Source organism: Zarconia sp. (assembly GCF_057467645.1).
This window is the reverse complement of the sequence record NZ_JBRJXU010000114.1, coordinates 1-19976: the sequence shown is the minus strand read 5'-3', so window position 1 is coordinate 19976 and position 19976 is coordinate 1. Positions and strand designations below refer to the sequence as shown.

The window sequence follows — 19976 nt, the reverse complement described above, 5'->3', positions numbered from 1 at the left end:
TTTCCGTCTTGAATATTTGAATCCCTCTCGAAACAATGTCAGCAGAAGCTTGGACCACCATCCTCGTTATTATTTCATTCATTCTTTACCTGTATATCGGCTGGCGATCGCGAGTTCGAGATAGTCAGGGGTTTTTCGTCGCCGATCGCGGCGTTCCAGCCATTGCGAACGGTGCTGCCACTGCGGCCGATTGGATGTCGGCTGCCTCGTTTATTTCCATGGCCGGTCTGATTTCGTTTATGGGCTACGATGGCTCGATTTACTTACTCGGTTGGACGGGAGGTTACGTGTTGCTGGCGCTGCTGCTGGCTCCTTACCTGCGCAAATTCGGCAAATACACCGTCCCGGATTTCGTGGGCGATCGCTACTACTCCAACGTCGCCCGACTAGTGGCAGTATTCGCAGCCATTTTCGTCTCCCTCACCTACGTTGCCGGACAAATGCGAGGGGTGGGAATCGTCTTCAGTCGCTTCCTTCAAGTGGATGTGAGTACGGGCGTGGTTATCGGGATGGCGATCGTCGGATTTTTTGCCGTCTTGGGGGGGATGAAAGGGATTACCTGGACTCAGGTGGCGCAGTACGGGGTGCTGATTATCGCCTATCTGATTCCGGCGATCGCCATCTCGTCACTCCTCACGGATAACCCCATTCCCCAACTCGCATTTAGTTTCAGCGATATTGTCGAGAAACTCGATGGGGTACAGGTGGATTTGGGATTTGCCGAATACACTCAACCCTTTGCCAGCAAGTCGATGCTGGACGTACTCTTCATCACCATTGCCCTGATGGTGGGTACGGCGGGACTCCCCCACGTCATCGTCCGGTTTTATACGGTTCCCAGCCCCAGAGATGCTCGATTTTCGGCGGGATGGGCGCTGCTGTTCATCGCCATCCTCTATACCACTGCCCCCGCTGTGGCAGCCTTTGCTCGCTATAATCTCATCGACAGCTTGCACGATCGACCCATTGAGGAGGTGCAACAACTCGATTGGGCGACGAAGTGGGGAAATACCGGTTTGCTCGGCTTTGAGGATAAAAATGGGGACGGTCGCTATCAACTGACTCCCGACGAAACCACTAACGAGATTGAAATCGATCGCGACATCATGGTGCTTTCCACCCCGGAAGTGGCTCAACTCGCCCCCTGGGTTATTGCATTGGTGGCAGCCGGGGGATTGGCGGCCGCCCTTTCTACTGCTTCGGGATTGCTGCTGGTGATTTCGAGTGCGATCGCCCACGATGTCTACTACCGCCTCATCGATCCGGGGGCTTCGGAATCCCGGCGGGTGATGGTCGGACGGGTGATGGTCGGGTTTGCCCTGGCGATTGCCGGGTATTTCGGCATCAATCCCCCCGGATTTGTCGCTCAGGTGGTGGCGTTTGCCTTCGGGTTGGCAGCAGCCAGCTTTTTCCCGGCGATTATTCTGGGCATTTTCGACACCCGCACTAATAAGGAAGGGGCAATTTCCGGCATGGTGGTGGGATTGGCATTTACCACGCTCTATATCATCGGGGTGAAGTTTCGGGGGATGGAACCCTGGCTGTTGGGCATCTCTGCCGAGGGCATCGGTACGGTGGGGATGATCTTAAATTTTGTCGTCACCTGGAGTGTATCTCGTCTGACGCCGCCGCCTCCACCGGAAATCCGGCAGATGGTTGAAGATTTACGCCTGCCTGGTGAAGGGCCTCCCGCTCTAGCGGATGTGGGAGAGGAGGAGTTAGACTAAAAAGCTGGCTCTCAATGGGAAATGGGCGAATGACTTTAGATACCCATCGAAATCCTGTTGAGATTGCGTCCGGCAGTTTTCCGATACCCGATGCCCGATCTGTGCGGGTGAGTTTGATGTTTGTCTTTGGTACTTAGCTATGCCTCCAGAGCTTATTCTCGCGATCGCCGCCTTAATTCTGTCCTGGATTATCTTTACCTGGCTGATTAAGATCGTCAAAACCACCTTTAGTACGGCCATTGCTGCGGCGGCGATCGTCCTGGTGATGCAACTCTTTTTCGGAATCGGTCCCGATGCGATTCTCGAAGCGATTTTCAATTTACCTCAGACGCTGATGAACTTATTTGGCGATGGAGACCCAGCGCGATCGAGTGCTTTCTCGCGCTGGGTTTCGATGGCGATCGCGGTCAAATTACAATGGGTTGCTGGTTTTTGAGGGATGCAATTGTTGCATATCAGATTCATGTCAGATCGATCTTTTTTGTATTAATTCTTTACATTTAAACCCCGCACAAATGAGTGGCAATTCTGGTTTTTCAACCAGGCGGGATCGGGGACGGGAGTTTGATAAAATGCTTTTTGGTGCGATCTGAGTCCCAGAGCGTTCGCAGAGCCGATCGCGTCGCAAGTTCTAGATTGCCCCGGCTAAATTTTTTCCTTCAGATCGAAAGATACTATGAGATATCGTTCATTAATAGCTGCACTTATTGCATTGTGTTTTGGCTTTCTCACTGCTTGCAGCGACGTTCCCGATGTTAAGCTGAGCGACCAACCTTTTACCTACGACGAAATTAGAAATTCCGGCTTTGCCAACTTCTGCCCCCAATTGCGCGAAAACGCTCGCGGGTCGATTTCCCTTGATAAGAGTCAAGCTTATTCTTTCGTCGAAATTTGCGTTCAGCCCACGACCTACTTCGTGAAAGAAGAAGCCAAAAGCAAGCGAGCTGAAGCCGAATTCGTGGCCGCCAAACCCCTAACTCGCTACACCACCAGTTTGAACCAAGTGTCTGGCGACATCGTCTTTAACGACGACGGTAGCGTGACCTTCATCGAAAAAGCTGGAATGGACTTTCAGCCGATTACCGTTCAGCTACCCGGTGGCGAGCAAGTTCCCTTCTTCTTCACGATGAAAAACCTCGTTGCTACCACGCAAGCGGGTTTGGAAACCATCAATACCTCCACCGACTTTAGCGGTGACTACAACGTTCCTTCTTATCGCGGTGCAACCTTCCTAGACCCGAAAGCTCGGGGTGAAGCCACTGGATATGACAACGCCGTTGCCCTTCCCGCTCAAGCTGACGAGGAAGATTACATTCGCTCTAATGTCAAGCGCACCAATGTGGGTGTGGGACATATGACGCTGCAAGTTGCTCAAATCAACAGCGAAACCGGCGAAATTGGTGGTGTATTCGAGAGCGAGCAACCCTCTGATACGGATTTGGGTGCCCAAGATCCCCTCGAAGTGAAAGTCCGAGGTATCTTTTACGGTCTACTCCAACCTGCGGTTTAAATCTCTCAACTCTAGGAGTGGGAGCAAGCTGGCTCTTGTTCCTCCCCTCCTGAGGCGAACTTTCCGCTCCGGTGTCGTGTAAGTCATCCCGTGGAAAATTCACACCTAATCCCAGAAGAACTGATGGCTCGGGCTTTAGTTTCTCTGGGATTTTGTTTTGTAGAGTTATGGTAGTTTGTGCTGCTCTTGGTACGGCAGACCTCTTTTGGCGTTATCTTAGCGTTATCTTAATAGCAGTTCGATCGAGGCGAATTAAAAAATGCGATCGCTACAACGATAATCCAACAGCAAATAATGAATGGCGGCTAAAGACCTCTTTCACAATGCAGTTAAGCAAGCACTCATCCGCGATCGATGGGTGATTACCGCCGATCCGCTCGTGATTAAAATTGAGGAGGTCAAACTCGAAATCGATTTAGCAGCAGAGAGGACGATTGCGGCTCAAAAAGCCGGACGGAAAATTGCCATTGAAATCAAAAGCTTTCTCAATCCCTCTTCGATTACAGATTTTCATGCTGCTCTGGGACAATTCTTGAACTATCGTTTAGCATTACAAATGCGAGAACCCGATCGCGTCTTGTATTTAGCCGTGCCGATCGATACCTTTGAATCTTTCTTCCAGGAATTATTTGTTCGAGAAGCAGTTAAGGTTTATCAAGTCAAACTGGTCGTTTATCACCCAATTCAAGAGGTCATTGTCTTATGGAACGAGTAGAGCGATATCGTAGTTGCATTCGTCAATTACTCACCGCGAAAGGGACTGTCGATGGAAGTCAGTCCGATGGGGAAATTGAGTGCCAACTCATCTTCGATACCGAACGCGATCGCTACTTACTGTTAGATATTGGTTGGGAGAATCTCAAGCGGATTTACAATTGCTTCATTCATCTCGAGGTTAAAGATGGCAAAATCTGGATTCAGCGCAATATGACTGAAGCGGATTTAGCCCGAGAATTGATGGAAATGGGAGTGTCGAAAGAAGATATCATTTTGGGGTTACATCCACCTTACAAACGTCCCTTAACGGGTTATGGAGTAGCTTGATGTGAGTGATTGAATCACCCGTAAATTCTCGATAACTCGTTGCATCCAAAGGGTTTTTAAGTAAGTTGGGCGATAGCGCGTTGGCGGTAAAATCTTGAATTTCCCGAATGGCTTGCGTCATATCCCAAAGCGCACTGGCCGATGCGGTTACTCGGCTGCATAAATGACTTGATACGTTTTTAAGATTTCTGCTCTGGTATAGGGATTTTTTAAGAGTTTCTTTTGAGTGAGATCGACTTTTCTGCAAAATATTTTTTCGATCTGTTGCTGCATTTCTAGCCAAGCATGAAACGTGAGATGATACTAGGGTGAGAAGACGACGAGAATATCGACATCGCTATAGAGTCTAAAATCCTCTCGAAGGACTGAGCAAAATAATGAGATTTCAATAATATTCCAGCGTTGACAGAATTTAAAAACTTGCTCGATCGATACGTTGCATTTTTCTGTTAGTAGAGATTTTAAAAGACTAGAATTTAGAACATTTTGTTTAAAGGTTAAATTCATAATGATATCTATACAGAAGTTTCAATAATTTAGATTATTCATTTCTTCTCTTCAAATTAAAATATCCTTGCTTGTTTGTGGCAATCACCATATCACCTTCAATCGAAACTCTTTTTCCTTGCTCTTTGCAAACTCGATCGAACTCCTGGGCTTCTTGCTTTGTCTCAAATTTAAAATGTAACCCTCTCGTACTCATAAAAACATGGTTTGCGCTGTACCCACCTTCTTTCATCATGACTCCCACTTTGCAGATTCCGCTTCCTTCGTTGCCACAACTGTATTCCCCTCTAGATAAACATATTTACCTTGCTCTTTACAGACCTGATAAAACTCCTGGGCTTCTTCACTGTCTAAAAATTCAAAGTGAAATCCTCGCTTGCTAATCATGAATCGTTTCGGCTTAAATCCTTTCATACACGATATCTGAATTCATCAAAATATCTTACTTATACCAACTCATCGGAGTCTTGGCACTCAACAAACTTCACCCGATGACCGTCTGGGTCTTTTTTCACTGCCCGAATTTCCCATGGGGAAGGCTGCAGCGATGCAATAACCTCGTAAATCTGTGCTAAAAATAAAGGGTTTCATGATTTTAGTTACACATCGCCATATTCTTGAATAGGTTTATAAGCCAAAAAGTTAATGGGAATCAGGTGAATATCATTATTTTTTTGTTTGCAGTTTAGATATTTATCAACTTTGTCCCATTCATCATCGGACAATTCGTTTATAAAATTTCTGTCTATTACTTGCTGAAAGAATGATTCTCGATGTCGTTTTTCTCGATCGAGTTTATTCTTTTCTATTTCAATCTTTTTGAATTTACATTTTTTCAAGAATAACTCGTAACTCTCTGGTGAAGGAAGATACCACTTGAAATTATTTTTTTTGTTAAATCTTGGAATAATTTGTATCAGTTTATCAAAAAATAAATCGGTAGTTCCAGCGCCATATAACTGTGCGACAAAGCGTCCACCAGGCTTTAATGCTTGCCAAACACCATCTAATAAGTCTTTCTGTTTCTCTTCATTAATCCAGTGAATTAATCGATGAGATACAACAGCATCAAATTTTTCTGTAAATGATAATTGAGTTGCATCCAACTTTTTGAAATCTAAGTTGCCATTCTTGAAGTATTCCGTATTTTCATAATCTCTCCTAGCTCGCTCGATGTTATCCTGGCAACGATCGATTCCTATCACTTTCGCACCAGCTTCAGCGATCGCATAGGTAAGTGTGCATATTCGATCGAAAGAATTAACAAATTTACCCATCCCACAACCTAAATCTAAAATAGATTCATCCGTCTTAGGAGCTAATTGTTTAAAAAGTTCCCTCTGTGATTCATCAAGTTCCGGAAATCCATTCAAGTCATCATTCATATTCATAAAACCTGAACTCCATCAAGAAAAAAGAGGCGCGGCTTGCCGCACCTCCTTTAAAGTATCAAAAATCTAAGAGAAAGTTATTCAACTCCCTCAATGCGATCCTCAACTTCCTGATACAACTCCCGCAGCAACTGCAAGTTATTATCATCCGTCTCCCAATATCCCCGGCCATTCGCCTCCAGCAGCGTCGTCACCACCTTCCGGAACGAGTGGGGATTCAAGTTCATCAACCGATCGCGCATCGCCGCATCCTTGATAAACGTCTCATTACTCTCCTCGTACACCCAGTTATCCACTGCCCCAGCCGTGGCACTCCAGCCCACCGTATTCACCAGCCGCTTCGAGAGTTCCCGCACCCCCTCATACCCGTGAGAAAGCATCCCCTCATACCACTTCGGATTCAGCAGCTTCGTCCGCGCATCCAGGCGCACCGTCTCCGAAAGCGATCGCACTTGAGCATTCGCCGTCGTCGTATCCGCAATATACGAAGCCGGTTGCTTGCCATCGTCCCGCAGGTTGGCCACCACCTTCGTCGGATCGGAATCGAAATAGTGGGACACGTCCGTCAAGCTGATTTCCGAAGAATCCAAATTCTGGAACGTGGCATCCGCCGTTTTGAGCGCCGCTTGGAACAAATTCCGATCCTGTTCCATCATCCCCGGATTATCCGAGTTGAACGCAAAGGACTTCCGCGTCAGGTACATCTCCTGCAACTCCGCTTCCTCCTCCCAGGTGCTATTCTCCACTGCCAAATTGACGTTCGCCGCATAGGAACCCGAAGCATTCGAGAACACCCGCGTTGCCGCCTGGCGCAGGTTCACCCCCATTTCTTCCGCTTGGGCGATGGCATGTTTGCGCACGAAGTTCATCTCCACCGGTTCGTCCGCTTCCGCCGCCATCTTCACCCCTTTATCCAACAGGTTCATCTGATTCACAAACAAATCCCGGAACACCCCGGAACAGTTCACCACCACGTCGATCCGGGGGCGTCCCAATTCCTCGAGGGGAATCAATTCCAGCTTGTTCACCCGTCCCAGGGCATCCGGCACCGGCTTCACCCCAACCATCCACATAATCTGAGCCAAAGACTCGCCGTAGGTCTTGATATTATCCGTCCCCCACAGCACGCAAGCAATCGTCTCCGGGTAGTTGCCGCCATTTTCCAGCTTTTGCCGATCGATTAATCGATCGACCACCACCTTCGCCGACTTCACCGCCGCCGCCGTGGGAATCGCCTGGGGGTCGAGGGCGTGGATGTTTTTCCCCGTAGGCAGCACGTCGGGATTGCGAATCGGATCGCCGCCGGGCCCCGGTTCGATATACTCCCCTTCCAACGCCCGCAGCAGGGAACCCAACTCGTTATCGGCACACACCTGTTTCAGGCAGAACTTCAGATACTCGAACAGGGGTTTGATGGCTTCGGTATCCACGTTGCCATATCCCGCATCCCGCAAGGCATCGAGCCAGGGTTCCTTCTTGCCGAATTGGAACAGACCCCGCTTGCCATCCAGCTCGATTCGTCCTTCATCGTCGGTGCATTCTTCCACCATGGAGGCCACCGCCGCCCGAGTCGCCTCGGTAATCGCTTGCAGCAACTCCACATCCGCCAGAACGCCCCGGTCGTTATTGACGTAGATTTCTTCCAAATTCCGACCCAAACTATTGGCAATAATCCGGGGCAATCCCAGAATCTCCTCCTCTTCGCGATCGAGACTGGCAATATTCACCAGCGTCGCCACCGCTTCTTCCGCCGTCGGAGGCTTCCCAATCACGTGCAACCCGCAGGGCAACAACCGCGATTCGATTTCCATCAGCCGCCGATACACCGCACCGACCACGTTATCCCGTTCCTCGGCCGTCAAATCCTTGGCATCGGCATCCGGCAGCGCCACATCCTTATCCAAATTCACCAGCCGCGCCTTATCGACAATCGTATTCACAATCGCCACCCCGCGCCCGGTATCCTTCAGGGTTTGGTACGACCCAATCAACTCGTTCAACTCCTGCAACCCCTTATACAACCCCGCATTCTCCGCCGGGGGGGTGAGGTAGGAAATCGTCTCCGCGTAACTGCGGCGCTTGGCAATCGTCGCCTCGCTGGGATTGTTCGCCGCGTAGTAATAGAGGTTGGGAATGCTGCCAATCAGGTTATCGGGATAGCAATCCCCCGACATCCCCATCTGTTTCCCCGGCATGAACTCCAAGGACCCGTGGGTGCCGAAGTGGAGCACCGCATCCGCCTGCCAAATTTGCTCCAAATAGGTGTAGAAGGCGGCAAATCCGTGGTGGGGGCTGGCGGAACGGGAAAACAGCAACCGCATCGGATCGCCCTCGTACCCAAAGGTCGGCTGGACTCCGATAAACAGGTTCCCAAACGACTTCCCAAACACCAACAAATTCTGCCCGTCACTATTGAGATGACCCGGCGCTTCTCCCCAACTCTCGTGCAACCGTTCGTAATAGGGGGTGAGGCGTTCGTACTCCACCTTCGACATCCGATAGGCGACGTTCAACTCGGGACTGGCATACTGGGCCGTGGCATCGTGAATCACTTCCTGCATCAGGGCTTCCGCCGACTCGGGCAAATCCCGCACGTCGTAGCCGTTGCGCTGCATGGCCACCATCACTTCGTAAATACTGCCGAACACGTCCAGATACGCCGCCGTCCCCACGTTGCCCTTATCCGGGGGGAAACTGAAAATCGTAATCGCCAGCTTCTTATTCAACTTCGGCTTCCGGCGCAACGAGGCCCACTTCACCGCTCGTTTGGCCACCGCTTCGACTCGGTCTTGCAAGGCGATCGCTTTTCCGGTCATTCCATCGCGGCCCGACATGACAATCGGTTCGATCGCCCCGTCCAACTCGGGAATCGCAATTTGCAGCGCCACCTGAATCGGGTGCAAGCCCAAATCGCTATCTTCCCACTCCTCCGTGGTTTGGAACACCAACGGCAGCGCCACCATGTAGGGTCGGTTCAACCGCTGCAAAGATTCGATCGCCTTGGGATGGTCTTGCCGCGCCGGACCCCCCACCAGAGCAAACCCCGTCAGAGACACCGTCGTATCCACTAAGGGTCGATCGCCGTCCCAGAAATACTCATCCACCGGCTTCGAGAAATCCAACCCCCCCGCAAACACCGGAATCACCCGCGCTCCCATGGCTTCGAGTTCCGAGACAATCGCCACGTAATGGGCATCGTCCCCGGTCACCAAATGAGTCCGCTGCAACACCAACCCGACGCACGGCGCCAGGGGGTCTTGCAAATCGCCGGGGATATCGGGCCGATTCTGATACCAATCGAGATATTCCTGCACGTCCTCGAACATCTTCGGCGCCAGGGGATGCCAGATACCCATATCCGGATACACCACCGGGTCCTGATAGTCCAGACTTCCCGTCGTCGCGCCGTTATCCTGAAACACGTACTTATCGGCGAGCATCAGCAGGAAGTTCTCCAGGTTATCCGAGGAACCCCCCAGCCAATACTGGAAGCTGAGCATGAAATTGCGCGCGTCTTGAGCCTTGTCGATGGGCATGTATTTCAACACCTTCGGCAGGGTGCGCAACAGCTTGAGCATCCCATCCTGGAACGACGACCCGGACTTCTCCTTGCGCTTGCGCATGAACTGGGCGATCGCACTCTTGGATTGTCCCAACTGCGCCATGGAGAAGCTGCCCATTTTATTGAGGCGCATCACCGCCGGCATGGAGGGGAATACGACCGCCGCATCCAGGCGATCGCGCACGGGGGTCACCGCTTCGACGACTTTTTCCGCTAAATCTTCGATGAAAATCAGCGAGGCGATGAAGATATTCGCCTCGGCCACATCTCTTTTGAAATCTTCGTAATTTTTGAGATCGCGCAACTCTTCAATTAGGTAGCCGCTAATCTCGATCGCCACGTTGGGGCTGTTGGCATTAATCGATTTCACCGCCGCCGATAGCGCACTCTGATACTGGGACTCTAGCACCACATAGACCACCTTCAGAAGGGAACGCCCGTTGAGGTTCTCGGGCTTAATATGACGAATGGTGGGCTTGACATTGGTGAACATTTCGTGTAATTCCTCTGGCTGCGATCGTATCCAAAACCTCGACTGATGTCAGTACTGACTCAGTTTCCACAGACTACTTTTTACCAAAAAATGTCCACTTTCGGGCGCTCTAGCTCTCGATCCGTCACAATTTTATATAAAAATCGTTATCTTTGTTTACATTTATTTACAAATATAGAATTGGATGCTATTTCTATTAATTAATAAAAATTAACATTAAAATTGCTATCCAACCCTCCTAACGCGACTGAACATGGCGATAGCAGTCGCCATTCGAGTTAAGACAACACCAGCCAATTGTGTAATCTGCCGGACGTCTTCCCCCTTCTGCCCACCTTCACAACGGTCCTAAGTGCTATGGCGATGGCTATCAATACCCCAAACCAGCCCCGTCTGGCTCAAGGCTCGAGTGCCGAGCGAGTTTACAACCGTCAAGATTTGTAGCAGCGATCGCCCCAATGAGTCTTGATTGATGCAAAATTGTTAGTTTGACGTGGTGTGCAACTTTAAGCACTCGCCATATGGTGAGCGAGTCGAAAAATCCCCAGAAAAATCCCCAGTGTAAATAAACCCGCGCGAAGCGCTATACCGATCTTCTTTTGTCATTTCTCCAGGTTTTTATCAAGAAAAACCATAAAATCGTCAACTTGTCAAACCTCGTGCCCGCGCTAGCGCCATATTTGACAACAAAATCTCCGTGAAAATTCCGATCGCCATCGCCCTGAGGGATAGACAGACCCTTCGTAAAATCCCGGAGAGATCGATCCTTTAACGTCACCATCGAGCCGATTCAATCTTGAAGAGACGATCGAAAATCCCGATATTTTGGTCCAAAGCCTAGTAAAATTACGGATCGATCGCGTTTATAGAAATTTTAAGATCTCGACTTATTTCGAGCGTTCTCGGCTAAAATATAGTCGAGCAAGCATTAAGGAGGACACGACCCATGAAGCGCGGTATCGCGATCGGCACCGCTTTAAGCCTGATACTCTTCACCCCAGGCTACGCGGGCGCGCATCGCAACAATACCGACGATCTACCGCCCAATACCGGTGGTCGCTCGGGAGGTTCGCGCGGATGTAGCTCAGAGGTGGCGGTGGCGAACGACCTACCGGCTTTGATTCTCCTCGCACCCACCGAATCAAGCTCTCAAACCATTTCGACTCGTCCCACTTTTGCCTGGTTCGTGCGTGATGGGGGAGCGTGGCCGATGGAGTTTCGTCTCTACGAGCAAGACCCCGTCAATCTGGAGACGAAGTTGGTGGCGGAGGTCATCGATGAGGATTTCAAAAGCGCGCCGGGAATTACCACCCTGACCCTCTCAGAAGCCATGCCGCAGTTGGTGGTGGGTCGCAAGTATTTGTGGCAGGTGGAACTGGTGTGCGATCGCAACCGACCCTCAGGGAATCCCTTTGCCGAAGCGGAGATTGAAGCGATCGCTCCCTCAGCCGCTTTGAACGCGCAACTTGCCCAGGCGAAAAACGAACTCGATCGAGTCGCCCTCTACGAAGAGAAAAACCTGGGGTACGATGCCCTCGCGACCGTCCTCAATGCGACGACCAACAGCCAACTCGAGGACTGGAAGGTTACCCTGCTCGATCGCATTGCCCTTGGGGAAGCTGAAAGCGAGCAGTTTCAACAGAGCGCGATTCACCACCTGCAACGATAGATAACCATCGCAATTAGCCGGAGTGAGTTGAATGCACCGGTGAGAACGATATCCAGAAAAAGGTCCGACAACTCAGGGTTGTGGGGGAAAATCTCCCGGTCGTTCTTCCCTTGAGTCTCGATCGCTGCATTTGAGAAAATCTTGACAAAAAATTAACCCAAGCTTAACCCCAGCTTAACCTTGGAAATCAATAAAGGTGTGAATACTGGTTATGTGCTGGGTCACCATTTCTCTGGTGTGCAACACAGACCTTCGCTCCTACACACATTTGCGCGATCTCAAACGGTACTAAAGAGAAACCTATGAATTTCAACTTTAAAGTGAAACGCTTGACTCTTTGTGGGTTAGCTGGAGTCTTAGCAACCCTGACGCTCGCAGCCTGCAGTGGTGGTGGCGGGGAAACATCTACTGACAAGGCCCAAACCGCCGAAGGCGGTGCCAGTGGTGGAGTTGACGTTCAAATTGATGGCTCGAGTACGGTCTTCCCTATCTCCGAAGCGATGGCCGAAGAGTATCAAAAAGACAGCGGTAAGAAAGTCACCGTAGGCATTTCCGGTTCCGGTGGCGGATTCAAGAAATTCTGCGCTGGGGAAACTGATATCTCCAACGCCTCTCGTCCCATTAAAGAATCTGAAGTCGAGTTGTGTGCCGAAAATGGCGTGGAGTACGTCGAGATTCCCGTCGCCTTTGACGGTCTTTCCGTGGTGGTAAATCCCGCCAACGACTGGGCCGCTTGCCTCACCGCTGAAGAACTCGGTCAAATGTGGGAGCCGGCTGCTGAAGGGCAAATCAGCAACTGGAGCCAGGTTCGGGCTGAATTCCCCGATGTGGAACTGGGCTTGTACGGACCGGGAACCGATTCGGGAACCTATGACTACTTCACCGATGCCACCACTGGCGAAGAAGGGGAAAGCCGAGGCGACTACACCGCCACCGAAGACGATAACATTATCGTTCAAGGGGTTCAGGCAGAAGACGGCGCGTTAGGCTTCTTCGGTTATGCCTACTACGAAGAGAACAAAGACTCCCTCAAAGTGATGGCGATCGAAAATTCCGCCGGAGAATGCGTGGAACCGAGTGGGGATGTCATCGCTGACGGAAGCTACAATCCTCTATCCCGTCCGATTTTCTTCTACGTGAGCAAAGCGGCTCTCGAATCGAATCCGTCGGTGAAGGAGTTTGCCGAGTATCAAATCGATCCCTCCAACCAGGATTTGATTACCGAAGTTGGCTACGTTCCCCTACCGGATGATATCCTAACGAAAGTTCAGGAGCGTTTAGATACGGTCAAAACCGGCTCAATTTTTGAAGGCGGTTCTTCTGTGGGTGTAAAACTCTCCGATAAGCTTTAATCTGGACGGATCGTTCTCTGGGGAGATGGATAGAAACGCGCTTTTCGAGTTATCCAAACTCCCTAGAGTTTGCGGAGTAACCGCATTATCTTCGGGTGCATCTACGACTGCGTAAATTATTAATCTGTGAATAGGCGGGGGAGCATCTAACCCGCGACGGAAGCTTTAAGCTATCCTTCAAAATCATTTTGATGCCATGACGACGAGTCTCGAGAGTTGAGTTTCGATCGCCCTTCTCATGCAATCGAGGGATTCGATCGAGCCGAGACCCAACGCTCTTCGTCTTTTGATTTTCGTCTCGGTCTCGACGAGCACTCGCTCGCTGAATCTCAATCGAGCCGACTTTTATACCGTTTTTACGGTTTTCTAGAATGACAGCCGAATTCCCCTCTTCGCCAACCTCCAATCTCTGGAAACCCAATCGCCAGAGGAGCAAGCAAATCGAACTCATCGTTAAAATTATTTTCGGTGCGTTTGCTATCGTTTCGATTCTTACCACCATTGGCATCATCGAAACTCTCATTGTCGAAACCGTTAAATTTTTTCAAGAAGTTTCCCTGTGGCAGTTTTTAACAGACGACAAATGGACTCCTTTATTTAGAAGTGCCAAATTTGGGATTTTCGTCCTCATTAGCGCCACGGTGATGACTTCGAGCATTGCCATTATGGTGGCGCTGCCCCTGGGACTGCTGTCGGCCATTTGTTTGAGCGAATACGCCAGTCCTAAAGTGCGCGGTATCCTCAAACCCGCCCTCGAAATTCTCGCGGGGGTGCCAACGGTGGTCTACGGTTACTTCGCGCTCCTATTCGTGACTCCCCTACTGCAAAAATTCGTTCCCGGCTTGCAAGGCTTCAACGCTCTCAGCGCCGGCATCGTCCTGGGAATCATGATTACCCCCCTCGTGGCATCCTTAAGCGAAGATGCCATCTACGCCGTTCCCCGCAGCTTGCGCGATGGTGCTTACGCACTCGGGGCAACCAAGCGAGAAACAATTGTTTCCGTCGTCCTGCCCGCCGCGCTCTCAGGTATCGTTTCCTCCCTTATTTTGGCCATTTCGCGAGCGATCGGAGAAACGATGATCGTCACCCTCGCCGCCGGACAAAACCCGCGATTGGGCTTAAATCCCCTGGTTCCGGTGATGACGATGACGGCCTTCATCGTTCAGGTGAGTTTGGGAGACACCCCGGCCGGGTCCCTCGCCTACAAAACCATCTATGCCGTGGGGATGACCTTATTTGTCATTACCCTGGCTTTGAACGTGTTTAGCTTTTGGTTCGTGCGCCGTTTCCGGGAGAAATACGAATGACTACCCACAACCCTGAGAATTTGGGCAACAATCGCCCCGATGGAAGTCGTAACTTTAAAATTAATCTGAGCGGACGCTATCGATTCGATCGCATTTTTGAGATCGTCACTTGGGTTGCCGTCGCGATCGCCTTATTGGTTCTTGCCACCCTGATTACAGACGTACTCGTTGACGGACTGCCCCGATTGAACTGGCAGTTTCTCTCGAGCTTCCCCTCCCGCAAAGCCGAGCAAGCCGGATTGAAGTCAGCGATATTCGGGACGATGTGGGTGATGAGCGTGGTGGCGGCCGTCTCCTTCCCCCTCGGTGTGGGGGCGGGAATTTTCCTAGAAGAGTTTGCCGGAGATAATTGGTTTACCCGGATTATTGAAATTAATATCAACAACTTAGCTGGGGTTCCCTCGATTATCTACGGTTTGTTGGGTCTGCAAGTTTTCGTCCGGTACATGGAACCGATTACCGGCGGGCGGAGCATTCTCTCCGGGGGATTAACCCTGGCACTGCTGATTCTGCCGATTATTATCGTCGCCACCCGCGAAGCCCTGCGGGCGGTTCCCGACAGCCTCCGCCTCGCGGGTTTTGCCCTGGGGGCCAATCGCTGGCAGGTGGTGCGCGAACACGTCTTCCCCTTGGCGATCCCCGGCATTCTCACCGGCACCATTTTGGCTCTGTCTCGGGCGATTGGAGACACCGCTCCGTTGATTACCATCGGGGCGCTGACGTTTATTTCCTTCTTGCCCGAAGGCTTGCAAAGCCCCTTTACCGTCCTACCCATTCAAGTGTTTAACTGGGTGTCTCGCCCCCAGCGAGACTTTCACGACAATGCTGCGGCGGGGATTATCGTCTTGATGGTGGCGTTGCTGCTGATGAACGCGACAGCCGTTTTCTTGCGAAACAAGTTCCAGAAAAAATTCTAGTCGAACAGTTGTCGCGCCCGAACCCCCTTTCCCCAGACTTCTCCAAGAAATTGACTGTCGTTCTCATAAGCTGAATATGATTTCTAATTCTTCTCATCCCGTTGCCACGGAAACCGCTCTCACCGCCGAAGATGTGAACGTCTATTACGGCTCCAACTTAGCGGTGCGCAACGTTTTCCTCGAAATTCCCAAACACAAAGTGGTCGCTTTCATCGGACCCTCCGGTTGCGGGAAAAGTACGATCTTGCGGTGTTTCAACCGGATGAACGATTTGATTCCGGGGGCGCGCGTTGAAGGTCGCATTACCTTCAAAGGTCAAGACCTCTATGCAAAAGGGGTAGACCCGGTGGAGACTCGCCGTTACATCGGCATGGTGTTTCAGAAGCCCAACCCGTTCCCGAAATCGATCTACGAAAACATTGCCTTTGGCGCGCGGATTAACGGCTACCAGGGCGATATGGACGAATTGGTAGAGCGCTCGCTCCGGGGGGCGGCCCTGTGGGATGAGGTGAAAGACAAACTTAAAGGCAGCGGTTTGGCCCTGTCTGGGGGACAGCAGCAGCGTCTTTGCATCGCCCGCGCCATCGCTGTGGAACCGGAAGTGATTCTGATGGACGAACCCTGCTCGGCCCTCGACCCAATTTCTACGCTGCGGGTGGAAGAGTTGATTCACGAACTCAAACAGCAGTATACGATCGTCATCGTCACCCACAACATGCAACAAGCTTCGCGGGTGTCGGATTTGACGGCATTCTACAACGCCGAAGCCACAGAAACCGGCAACAAAATCGGCTACCTAGTGGAATACGACCAAACCCAAACGATTTTCCACAATCCCGCTCAAGAAGCAACTCAAGAGTACGTTAGCGGTCGTTTTGGTTGAGATGTGAAGCCCGATCGATCGGATTTTTCGCGAGCCATCAAATCCCGTTGGGGTTTTTCGAGCTTAGCGATCGAATCTGTTCGATTCTGCCTCGAAAAATGACCCGATCGATGATTTCGAGATGGAGTCGACAATGGCAACAACGACGATCGATTGCCATTACCTGAGTGTTGTCGCGAAAGAAAGATTCAGGTTGAGTCTTCATACACCTGGTAGGGGTCAACGGCCGTTGACCCCTACGGCATTCTTGGCAAATCGAGGATAGGGGTTATAGCGCTTCGCGCTGGTTTATTTACACGATTGAAGAAATCGGTTTTTTGTGTTCCCTATTCCCGATGACGGGAAATATGTAATGACACCAGCGCGAACAGCTATCGGATAATCTGAGCGTTATCGGCATCCTTATTCCAAACCTCTCGAAAGCGACTCAATACCGTTTATCACGACGGGTCATTACAACTATCACAACGGGTGAAGATCGCTACATTTTACAGACAAAAAATAATTAACCATATATTAACGCTTTCTTAACGATTTCGATCGAAAAGTTCGATAATCTTTATGTTGGATCGGGGTGTCCTCGTTCAAATCGCGATCGAAATCCAATTCGTCATTCTGAATTCGTTGGTAAAAAGCTCGAAAAGACGAGCTGAATTCAGAAAAATTTTTCAATCGCAACCGGTGTCATTTGATGCTATTCGATTGCCAATCCGATCGACAACTTTCGCCTAAATTCTAAGAGGGTTCGAAGGTAAGGATTCGACCGGTCAACCGTTAAAATTCCGATTCTCGGCTTTCTGATTCTGGTGCGATCGGGTCAATATATTTCCCCATGAACCTATTCTATTACTTACTCGAAACTCCACCCGAAGTTGTGGAAACTCAAACTCGAATTATCGATGAGTTTCTCAAGGGGGGACCGGTTATGTGGCCCCTATTGGGTCTGTCCGTTCTCACCCTCACCACGGCCCTAGAGCGCGGTTGGTTTTGGTTGCGTCTCATCTCCCAAGAAGACCGCATCGTTAATGACGTCCTCGAAGCGGCGCGATACGATTTGAGTAAAGCCCTCGAAATCGCCGAATACGCGCGACACCTGACCATCGGGCGCTTTTTGCTGGCCCCGTTGCAACTGCGGCAACCGAGTCCGGAAACCTTTCGCCTGGCCATGGAAGCCGCCGCCGATAAAGAATTCGTGAAAATGCGGCGAGGAGACAAACTCCTCGAAACCGTGATTGCCGTCGCGCCGCTACTGGGGTTGCTCGGTACGGTGACGGGATTGATTTCCACCTTCGATAACCTCACCGTCGGGGGTGGCGGTTCCGCCGACGAAGCGACAAAAGCCGCCTCCGGGATTGGCGAAGCGCTGATGACGACGGCTGCGGGGATGGTAGTGGCGATTATGGCGCTGCTGGTGTTTCGAGTCTTCGTTACCCTCCAGGCGCAGCAGATGGACTATTTCGGCCGCGTCGGTAGCGAATTGGAGCTGATTTACCGACAAATTTGGTACGAACCCGCCGCAGAGGATACGAACTCGAATCTGCCGGTGGCCACCATTGCCGCTGCCGAGACTTCCATCTCCCGAAACGATCGAACTTAGGGGTGAGGAAATCTCGTGCGCGCGCAACAAGCTAAATCGAAAATTCCCCAAGTCAATTTGGTGCCGATGATCGACGTGTTGATGTCGGTGCTGACGTTTTTTATCATCATGGCGATGAACCTCACCAATTCGACGGTGCCGAACGTAGACGTACCGAAACTCACAGAAGGCATCGTTGAAGGAACCGATGGCAAAGGGGGTCTGGCGGCGGAAAAAAGCCAATTCCCCGAAGCTTTAATTGTGGGATTGGATAAAGAAGGTCAAATTATTTTGGACGGTGCCCCCGCAGACGAAATCCAGCTTGCCGAAGCCATGGAAGTCTTTCTGGCGGAAAATGCCGAAGGGGTTGTCAAATTAACGGCCGATCGCGAACTCAATTTTCGCAACGTCGATGGATTACTCGAAACCATGGCCCAAATTGGCGGCGATCGCGTTTTGTTGGTGGTGGAATAATGTTTTTAGCAATGGACCATGGACAATTAACAATTGACGGCGGTGACCTTGAGTTGTCACCACCACAGGCGCAGACCCCCCAAACTCAATAGTTTTAGGTTTTAAGTTGCACCATTCTCGAATTATTACTTATTACTTATTACTTATTACTTATTACTTAAAAAATGCGCTTTCAAGATAAAAACGAGCTGGGCGAAATTCCCGAAGTCGATATCACCCCGATGCTGAACGTGATTATGGTGGTATTGGCATTTTTTGTCATCGTTTCGACGACGCTCACGGGAGAACCGGAAACGGTACGGGTAGACTTACCCCGTTCTCAAGACACCGAAGCCACGGACGAAGAAGAAGCCGAAGATACCGAACCGCCACCGGTATTGCGGGTGAATGTGGCCGCTGATGGCACGATGACCGTAGACGATCGCCCCTACGAAAGAGAGGAAGTGTTGGCGATCGTTCCGGCGTATATCGAAAATAATCCCGAAAGTTTGGTGTATCTCATTCCCGATCCGGAGTTGCCCTACGAACAGGTGATTCAAATGTTAGCCGCAATGCGAGATGTGGGAGGAAATCGCATTTCTCTGGCGGTGGGAAATAGCAAGAGAGAAGCAGAAGAAGATACGGAAGGTTCTGAGGAATAAAGTTGTTAGAACATCAGGGCGATCGATTACCAACGATCGCCATCAGAAAAAGGTCGGAGTTGATGCTCTGACCTTTTTGAATGTCAGTTTTGCTTAAGCCGTTTCGCTCGGATGCTGACTCTGGTTGACATTCGGGCGGTCGGCAACCCTCTTCAAAGCGATCTGGTCGCTGGGGAGAACAGTACTCCATTCCCCATTTCCCATTCCCATTCCCTTTCCCTCTTCCAAATTCCGAATTCCGAATTCTCCCTTCCCTACCCTCACCTGAAACAGTCTTATCCAAAACTGACGTTTTTTACGTGGATCGATCGGATGAAGGTTGGGTTGGTGGGCAGTTCGATGACCGGTGTAAAAGTACGATCGCCGCACCGAACACTGCCCACCCTAATCATTTCTCCCCCTGCTCCCAAAGCACCCGAGAGTAAGCGTTGCCCATCGCATCATCAAGCCGCATTCTCCCTGGGGTCGTTCGTCCAAATAATCATAATCGCCCCACTGCCTTTGAGTTTGACTAAACTCATGAAAAACGCAACCCCATCATCATTTTCAGCCCGATATAAGTATTCATCGGCATAATCTTTTCCTAAAGATTCCACCGCAAACCCCAGTTGTTCTGTCAGAATCGGTTCGACATACTCAGGATAGGCATTACGCGGACTCACTTGGGGAATGGTAATCCACTCTCCTTGTAAAGCACCCTCCCGCAAACGAGGATTCTCGGGATCGGGATCCTCAAAAAATTGGGGCAGCTTGTCATCGGGAATCAAATCGATGGGTAAACTGCCGATATATTCGGCAATGGCTTGGGGTGTATTGACTCCTGCAGACCCCAGAGCACCGGCAATTTTAGTTCTTAAGGCAATCATCAAACCGCGACCTCCACGTCTGGTTCTTTCTGGATCGGGTTCGGGTTCGGGTTCGGG

The 19976-nt window shown here is 50.6% G+C and carries 19 protein-coding genes; 13 read left to right on the top strand and 6 right to left on the bottom strand.

The annotated features are described in order from the left end of the window. Window positions 1–35 precede the first annotated feature (35 nt). From AC2215_RS17815 to AC2215_RS17795, 5 genes are all read left to right on the top strand, one after another. Window positions 36–1727, top strand: coding sequence for a sodium:solute symporter family protein (locus tag AC2215_RS17815; RefSeq protein WP_486811343.1), 1692 nt, complete (start codon window positions 36–38; stop codon window positions 1725–1727). A 139-nt stretch (window positions 1728–1866) separates the two neighbouring features. Next, complete coding sequence (locus AC2215_RS17810; protein ID WP_486811342.1) at window positions 1867–2163, top strand: hypothetical protein; 297 nt, start codon at window positions 1867–1869, stop codon at window positions 2161–2163. Between the two features lie 240 nt (window positions 2164–2403). After that, a complete protein-coding gene (gene psbO / locus AC2215_RS17805; protein ID WP_486811341.1) occupies window positions 2404–3237 on the top strand; it encodes a photosystem II manganese-stabilizing polypeptide in 834 nt (277 codons plus the stop codon). A gap of 298 nt (window positions 3238–3535) precedes the next feature. Continuing rightward, a complete protein-coding gene (locus AC2215_RS17800; RefSeq protein ID WP_486811340.1) occupies window positions 3536–3952 on the top strand; it encodes a XisH family protein in 417 nt (138 codons plus the stop codon). Next, window positions 3940–4281: an element excision factor XisI family protein gene (locus AC2215_RS17795; protein ID WP_486811339.1), complete on the top strand. Its 342-nt coding sequence runs from the start codon at window positions 3940–3942 to the stop codon at window positions 4279–4281. Before AC2215_RS17800 ends, AC2215_RS17795 begins: the two co-directional genes overlap by 13 nt. A 303-nt stretch (window positions 4282–4584) precedes the next feature. Here the strand turns inward: AC2215_RS17795 and AC2215_RS17790 are convergent, their stop codons facing one another. The 5 genes from AC2215_RS17790 to AC2215_RS17770 all read right to left on the bottom strand — a co-directional run bounded on the left by AC2215_RS17790 (window position 4585) and on the right by AC2215_RS17770 (window position 10234). Further along, window positions 4585–4788, bottom strand: coding sequence for a nucleotidyltransferase family protein (locus tag AC2215_RS17790; RefSeq protein ID WP_486811338.1), 204 nt, complete (start codon window positions 4786–4788; stop codon window positions 4585–4587). A gap of 34 nt (window positions 4789–4822) precedes the next feature. After that, window positions 4823–5023, bottom strand: a complete 201-nt coding sequence (locus tag AC2215_RS17785) for a hypothetical protein (RefSeq protein WP_486811337.1) — start codon at window positions 5021–5023, stop codon at window positions 4823–4825. Further along, window positions 5020–5202: a hypothetical protein gene (locus AC2215_RS17780; protein WP_486811336.1), complete on the bottom strand. Its 183-nt coding sequence runs from the start codon at window positions 5200–5202 to the stop codon at window positions 5020–5022. The genes AC2215_RS17785 and AC2215_RS17780 overlap by 4 nt, the downstream gene beginning before the upstream one ends. Window positions 5203–5387: 185 nt before the next feature. Beyond that, on the bottom strand, window positions 5388–6179 hold the full coding sequence (locus AC2215_RS17775; protein WP_486811335.1) for a class I SAM-dependent methyltransferase: 792 nt from the start codon (window positions 6177–6179) through the stop codon (window positions 5388–5390). 77 nt (window positions 6180–6256) lie between these two features. Then, complete coding sequence (locus AC2215_RS17770; RefSeq protein ID WP_486811334.1) at window positions 6257–10234, bottom strand: magnesium chelatase subunit H; 3978 nt, start codon at window positions 10232–10234, stop codon at window positions 6257–6259. A gap of 946 nt (window positions 10235–11180) precedes the next feature. On the opposite strand from AC2215_RS17770, the gene AC2215_RS17765 reads away from it, so the two are divergent. The 8 genes from AC2215_RS17765 to AC2215_RS17730 all read left to right on the top strand — a co-directional run bounded on the left by AC2215_RS17765 (window position 11181) and on the right by AC2215_RS17730 (window position 19053). Next, on the top strand, window positions 11181–11903 hold the full coding sequence (locus tag AC2215_RS17765) for a DUF928 domain-containing protein (protein WP_486811333.1): 723 nt from the start codon (window positions 11181–11183) through the stop codon (window positions 11901–11903). A 302-nt stretch (window positions 11904–12205) separates the two neighbouring features. After that, window positions 12206–13255: a PstS family phosphate ABC transporter substrate-binding protein gene (locus tag AC2215_RS17760; RefSeq protein ID WP_486811332.1), complete on the top strand. Its 1050-nt coding sequence runs from the start codon at window positions 12206–12208 to the stop codon at window positions 13253–13255. A 371-nt stretch (window positions 13256–13626) separates the two neighbouring features. Next, on the top strand, window positions 13627–14562 hold the full coding sequence (pstC, locus tag AC2215_RS17755; RefSeq protein ID WP_486811331.1) for a phosphate ABC transporter permease subunit PstC: 936 nt from the start codon (window positions 13627–13629) through the stop codon (window positions 14560–14562). Then, window positions 14559–15479 (top strand): phosphate ABC transporter permease PstA, encoded by a 921-nt coding sequence (pstA, locus tag AC2215_RS17750; protein WP_486811330.1) that lies wholly within the window; start codon window positions 14559–14561, stop codon window positions 15477–15479. The genes pstC and pstA overlap by 4 nt, the downstream gene beginning before the upstream one ends. Before the next feature lie 76 nt (window positions 15480–15555). Further along, the gene (pstB, locus tag AC2215_RS17745) at window positions 15556–16362 is read left to right on the top strand and encodes a phosphate ABC transporter ATP-binding protein PstB (RefSeq protein WP_486811329.1); all 807 of its coding nucleotides are present in this window, start codon (window positions 15556–15558) and stop codon (window positions 16360–16362) included. Window positions 16363–17194: 832 nt separating this feature from the next. Continuing rightward, window positions 17195–17959 carry a MotA/TolQ/ExbB proton channel family protein gene (locus AC2215_RS17740; protein WP_486811328.1) on the top strand — a complete coding sequence of 255 codons (765 nt, stop codon included), beginning with the start codon at window positions 17195–17197 and terminating at the stop codon, window positions 17957–17959. A 15-nt stretch (window positions 17960–17974) separates the two neighbouring features. After that, on the top strand, window positions 17975–18412 hold the full coding sequence (locus AC2215_RS17735; protein WP_486811327.1) for an ExbD/TolR family protein: 438 nt from the start codon (window positions 17975–17977) through the stop codon (window positions 18410–18412). Window positions 18413–18576: 164 nt separating this feature from the next. Then, the gene (locus tag AC2215_RS17730) at window positions 18577–19053 is read left to right on the top strand and encodes an ExbD/TolR family protein (protein WP_486811326.1); all 477 of its coding nucleotides are present in this window, start codon (window positions 18577–18579) and stop codon (window positions 19051–19053) included. Between the two features lie 443 nt (window positions 19054–19496). Here AC2215_RS17730 and AC2215_RS17725 read toward each other — a convergent pair. Then, the coding region (locus AC2215_RS17725) for a hypothetical protein (RefSeq protein WP_486811325.1) at window positions 19497–19976 on the bottom strand (480 nt) is incomplete at its 5' end.

What these genes read in the sequence shown, in the direction of transcription:
- AC2215_RS17815 (WP_486811343.1), top strand. Translation starts at nt 36, where the DNA reads ATGTCAGCAGAAGCTTGGACCACCATCCTCGTTATTATTTCATTCATT.
- AC2215_RS17810 (WP_486811342.1), top strand. Translation starts at nt 1,867, where the DNA reads ATGCCTCCAGAGCTTATTCTCGCGATCGCCGCCTTAATTCTGTCCTGG.
- psbO (WP_486811341.1), top strand. Translation starts at nt 2,404, where the DNA reads ATGAGATATCGTTCATTAATAGCTGCACTTATTGCATTGTGTTTTGGC.
- AC2215_RS17800 (WP_486811340.1), top strand. Translation starts at nt 3,536, where the DNA reads ATGGCGGCTAAAGACCTCTTTCACAATGCAGTTAAGCAAGCACTCATC.
- AC2215_RS17795 (WP_486811339.1), top strand. Translation starts at nt 3,940, where the DNA reads ATGGAACGAGTAGAGCGATATCGTAGTTGCATTCGTCAATTACTCACC.
- AC2215_RS17790 (WP_486811338.1), bottom strand. Translation starts at nt 4,788, where the DNA reads ATGAATTTAACCTTTAAACAAAATGTTCTAAATTCTAGTCTTTTAAAA.
- AC2215_RS17785 (WP_486811337.1), bottom strand. Translation starts at nt 5,023, where the DNA reads ATGATGAAAGAAGGTGGGTACAGCGCAAACCATGTTTTTATGAGTACG.
- AC2215_RS17780 (WP_486811336.1), bottom strand. Translation starts at nt 5,202, where the DNA reads ATGAAAGGATTTAAGCCGAAACGATTCATGATTAGCAAGCGAGGATTT.
- AC2215_RS17775 (WP_486811335.1), bottom strand. Translation starts at nt 6,179, where the DNA reads ATGAATATGAATGATGACTTGAATGGATTTCCGGAACTTGATGAATCA.
- AC2215_RS17770 (WP_486811334.1), bottom strand. Translation starts at nt 10,234, where the DNA reads ATGTTCACCAATGTCAAGCCCACCATTCGTCATATTAAGCCCGAGAAC.
- AC2215_RS17765 (WP_486811333.1), top strand. Translation starts at nt 11,181, where the DNA reads ATGAAGCGCGGTATCGCGATCGGCACCGCTTTAAGCCTGATACTCTTC.
- AC2215_RS17760 (WP_486811332.1), top strand. Translation starts at nt 12,206, where the DNA reads ATGAATTTCAACTTTAAAGTGAAACGCTTGACTCTTTGTGGGTTAGCT.
- pstC (WP_486811331.1), top strand. Translation starts at nt 13,627, where the DNA reads ATGACAGCCGAATTCCCCTCTTCGCCAACCTCCAATCTCTGGAAACCC.
- pstA (WP_486811330.1), top strand. Translation starts at nt 14,559, where the DNA reads ATGACTACCCACAACCCTGAGAATTTGGGCAACAATCGCCCCGATGGA.
- pstB (WP_486811329.1), top strand. Translation starts at nt 15,556, where the DNA reads ATGATTTCTAATTCTTCTCATCCCGTTGCCACGGAAACCGCTCTCACC.
- AC2215_RS17740 (WP_486811328.1), top strand. Translation starts at nt 17,195, where the DNA reads ATGAACCTATTCTATTACTTACTCGAAACTCCACCCGAAGTTGTGGAA.
- AC2215_RS17730 (WP_486811326.1), top strand. Translation starts at nt 18,577, where the DNA reads ATGCGCTTTCAAGATAAAAACGAGCTGGGCGAAATTCCCGAAGTCGAT.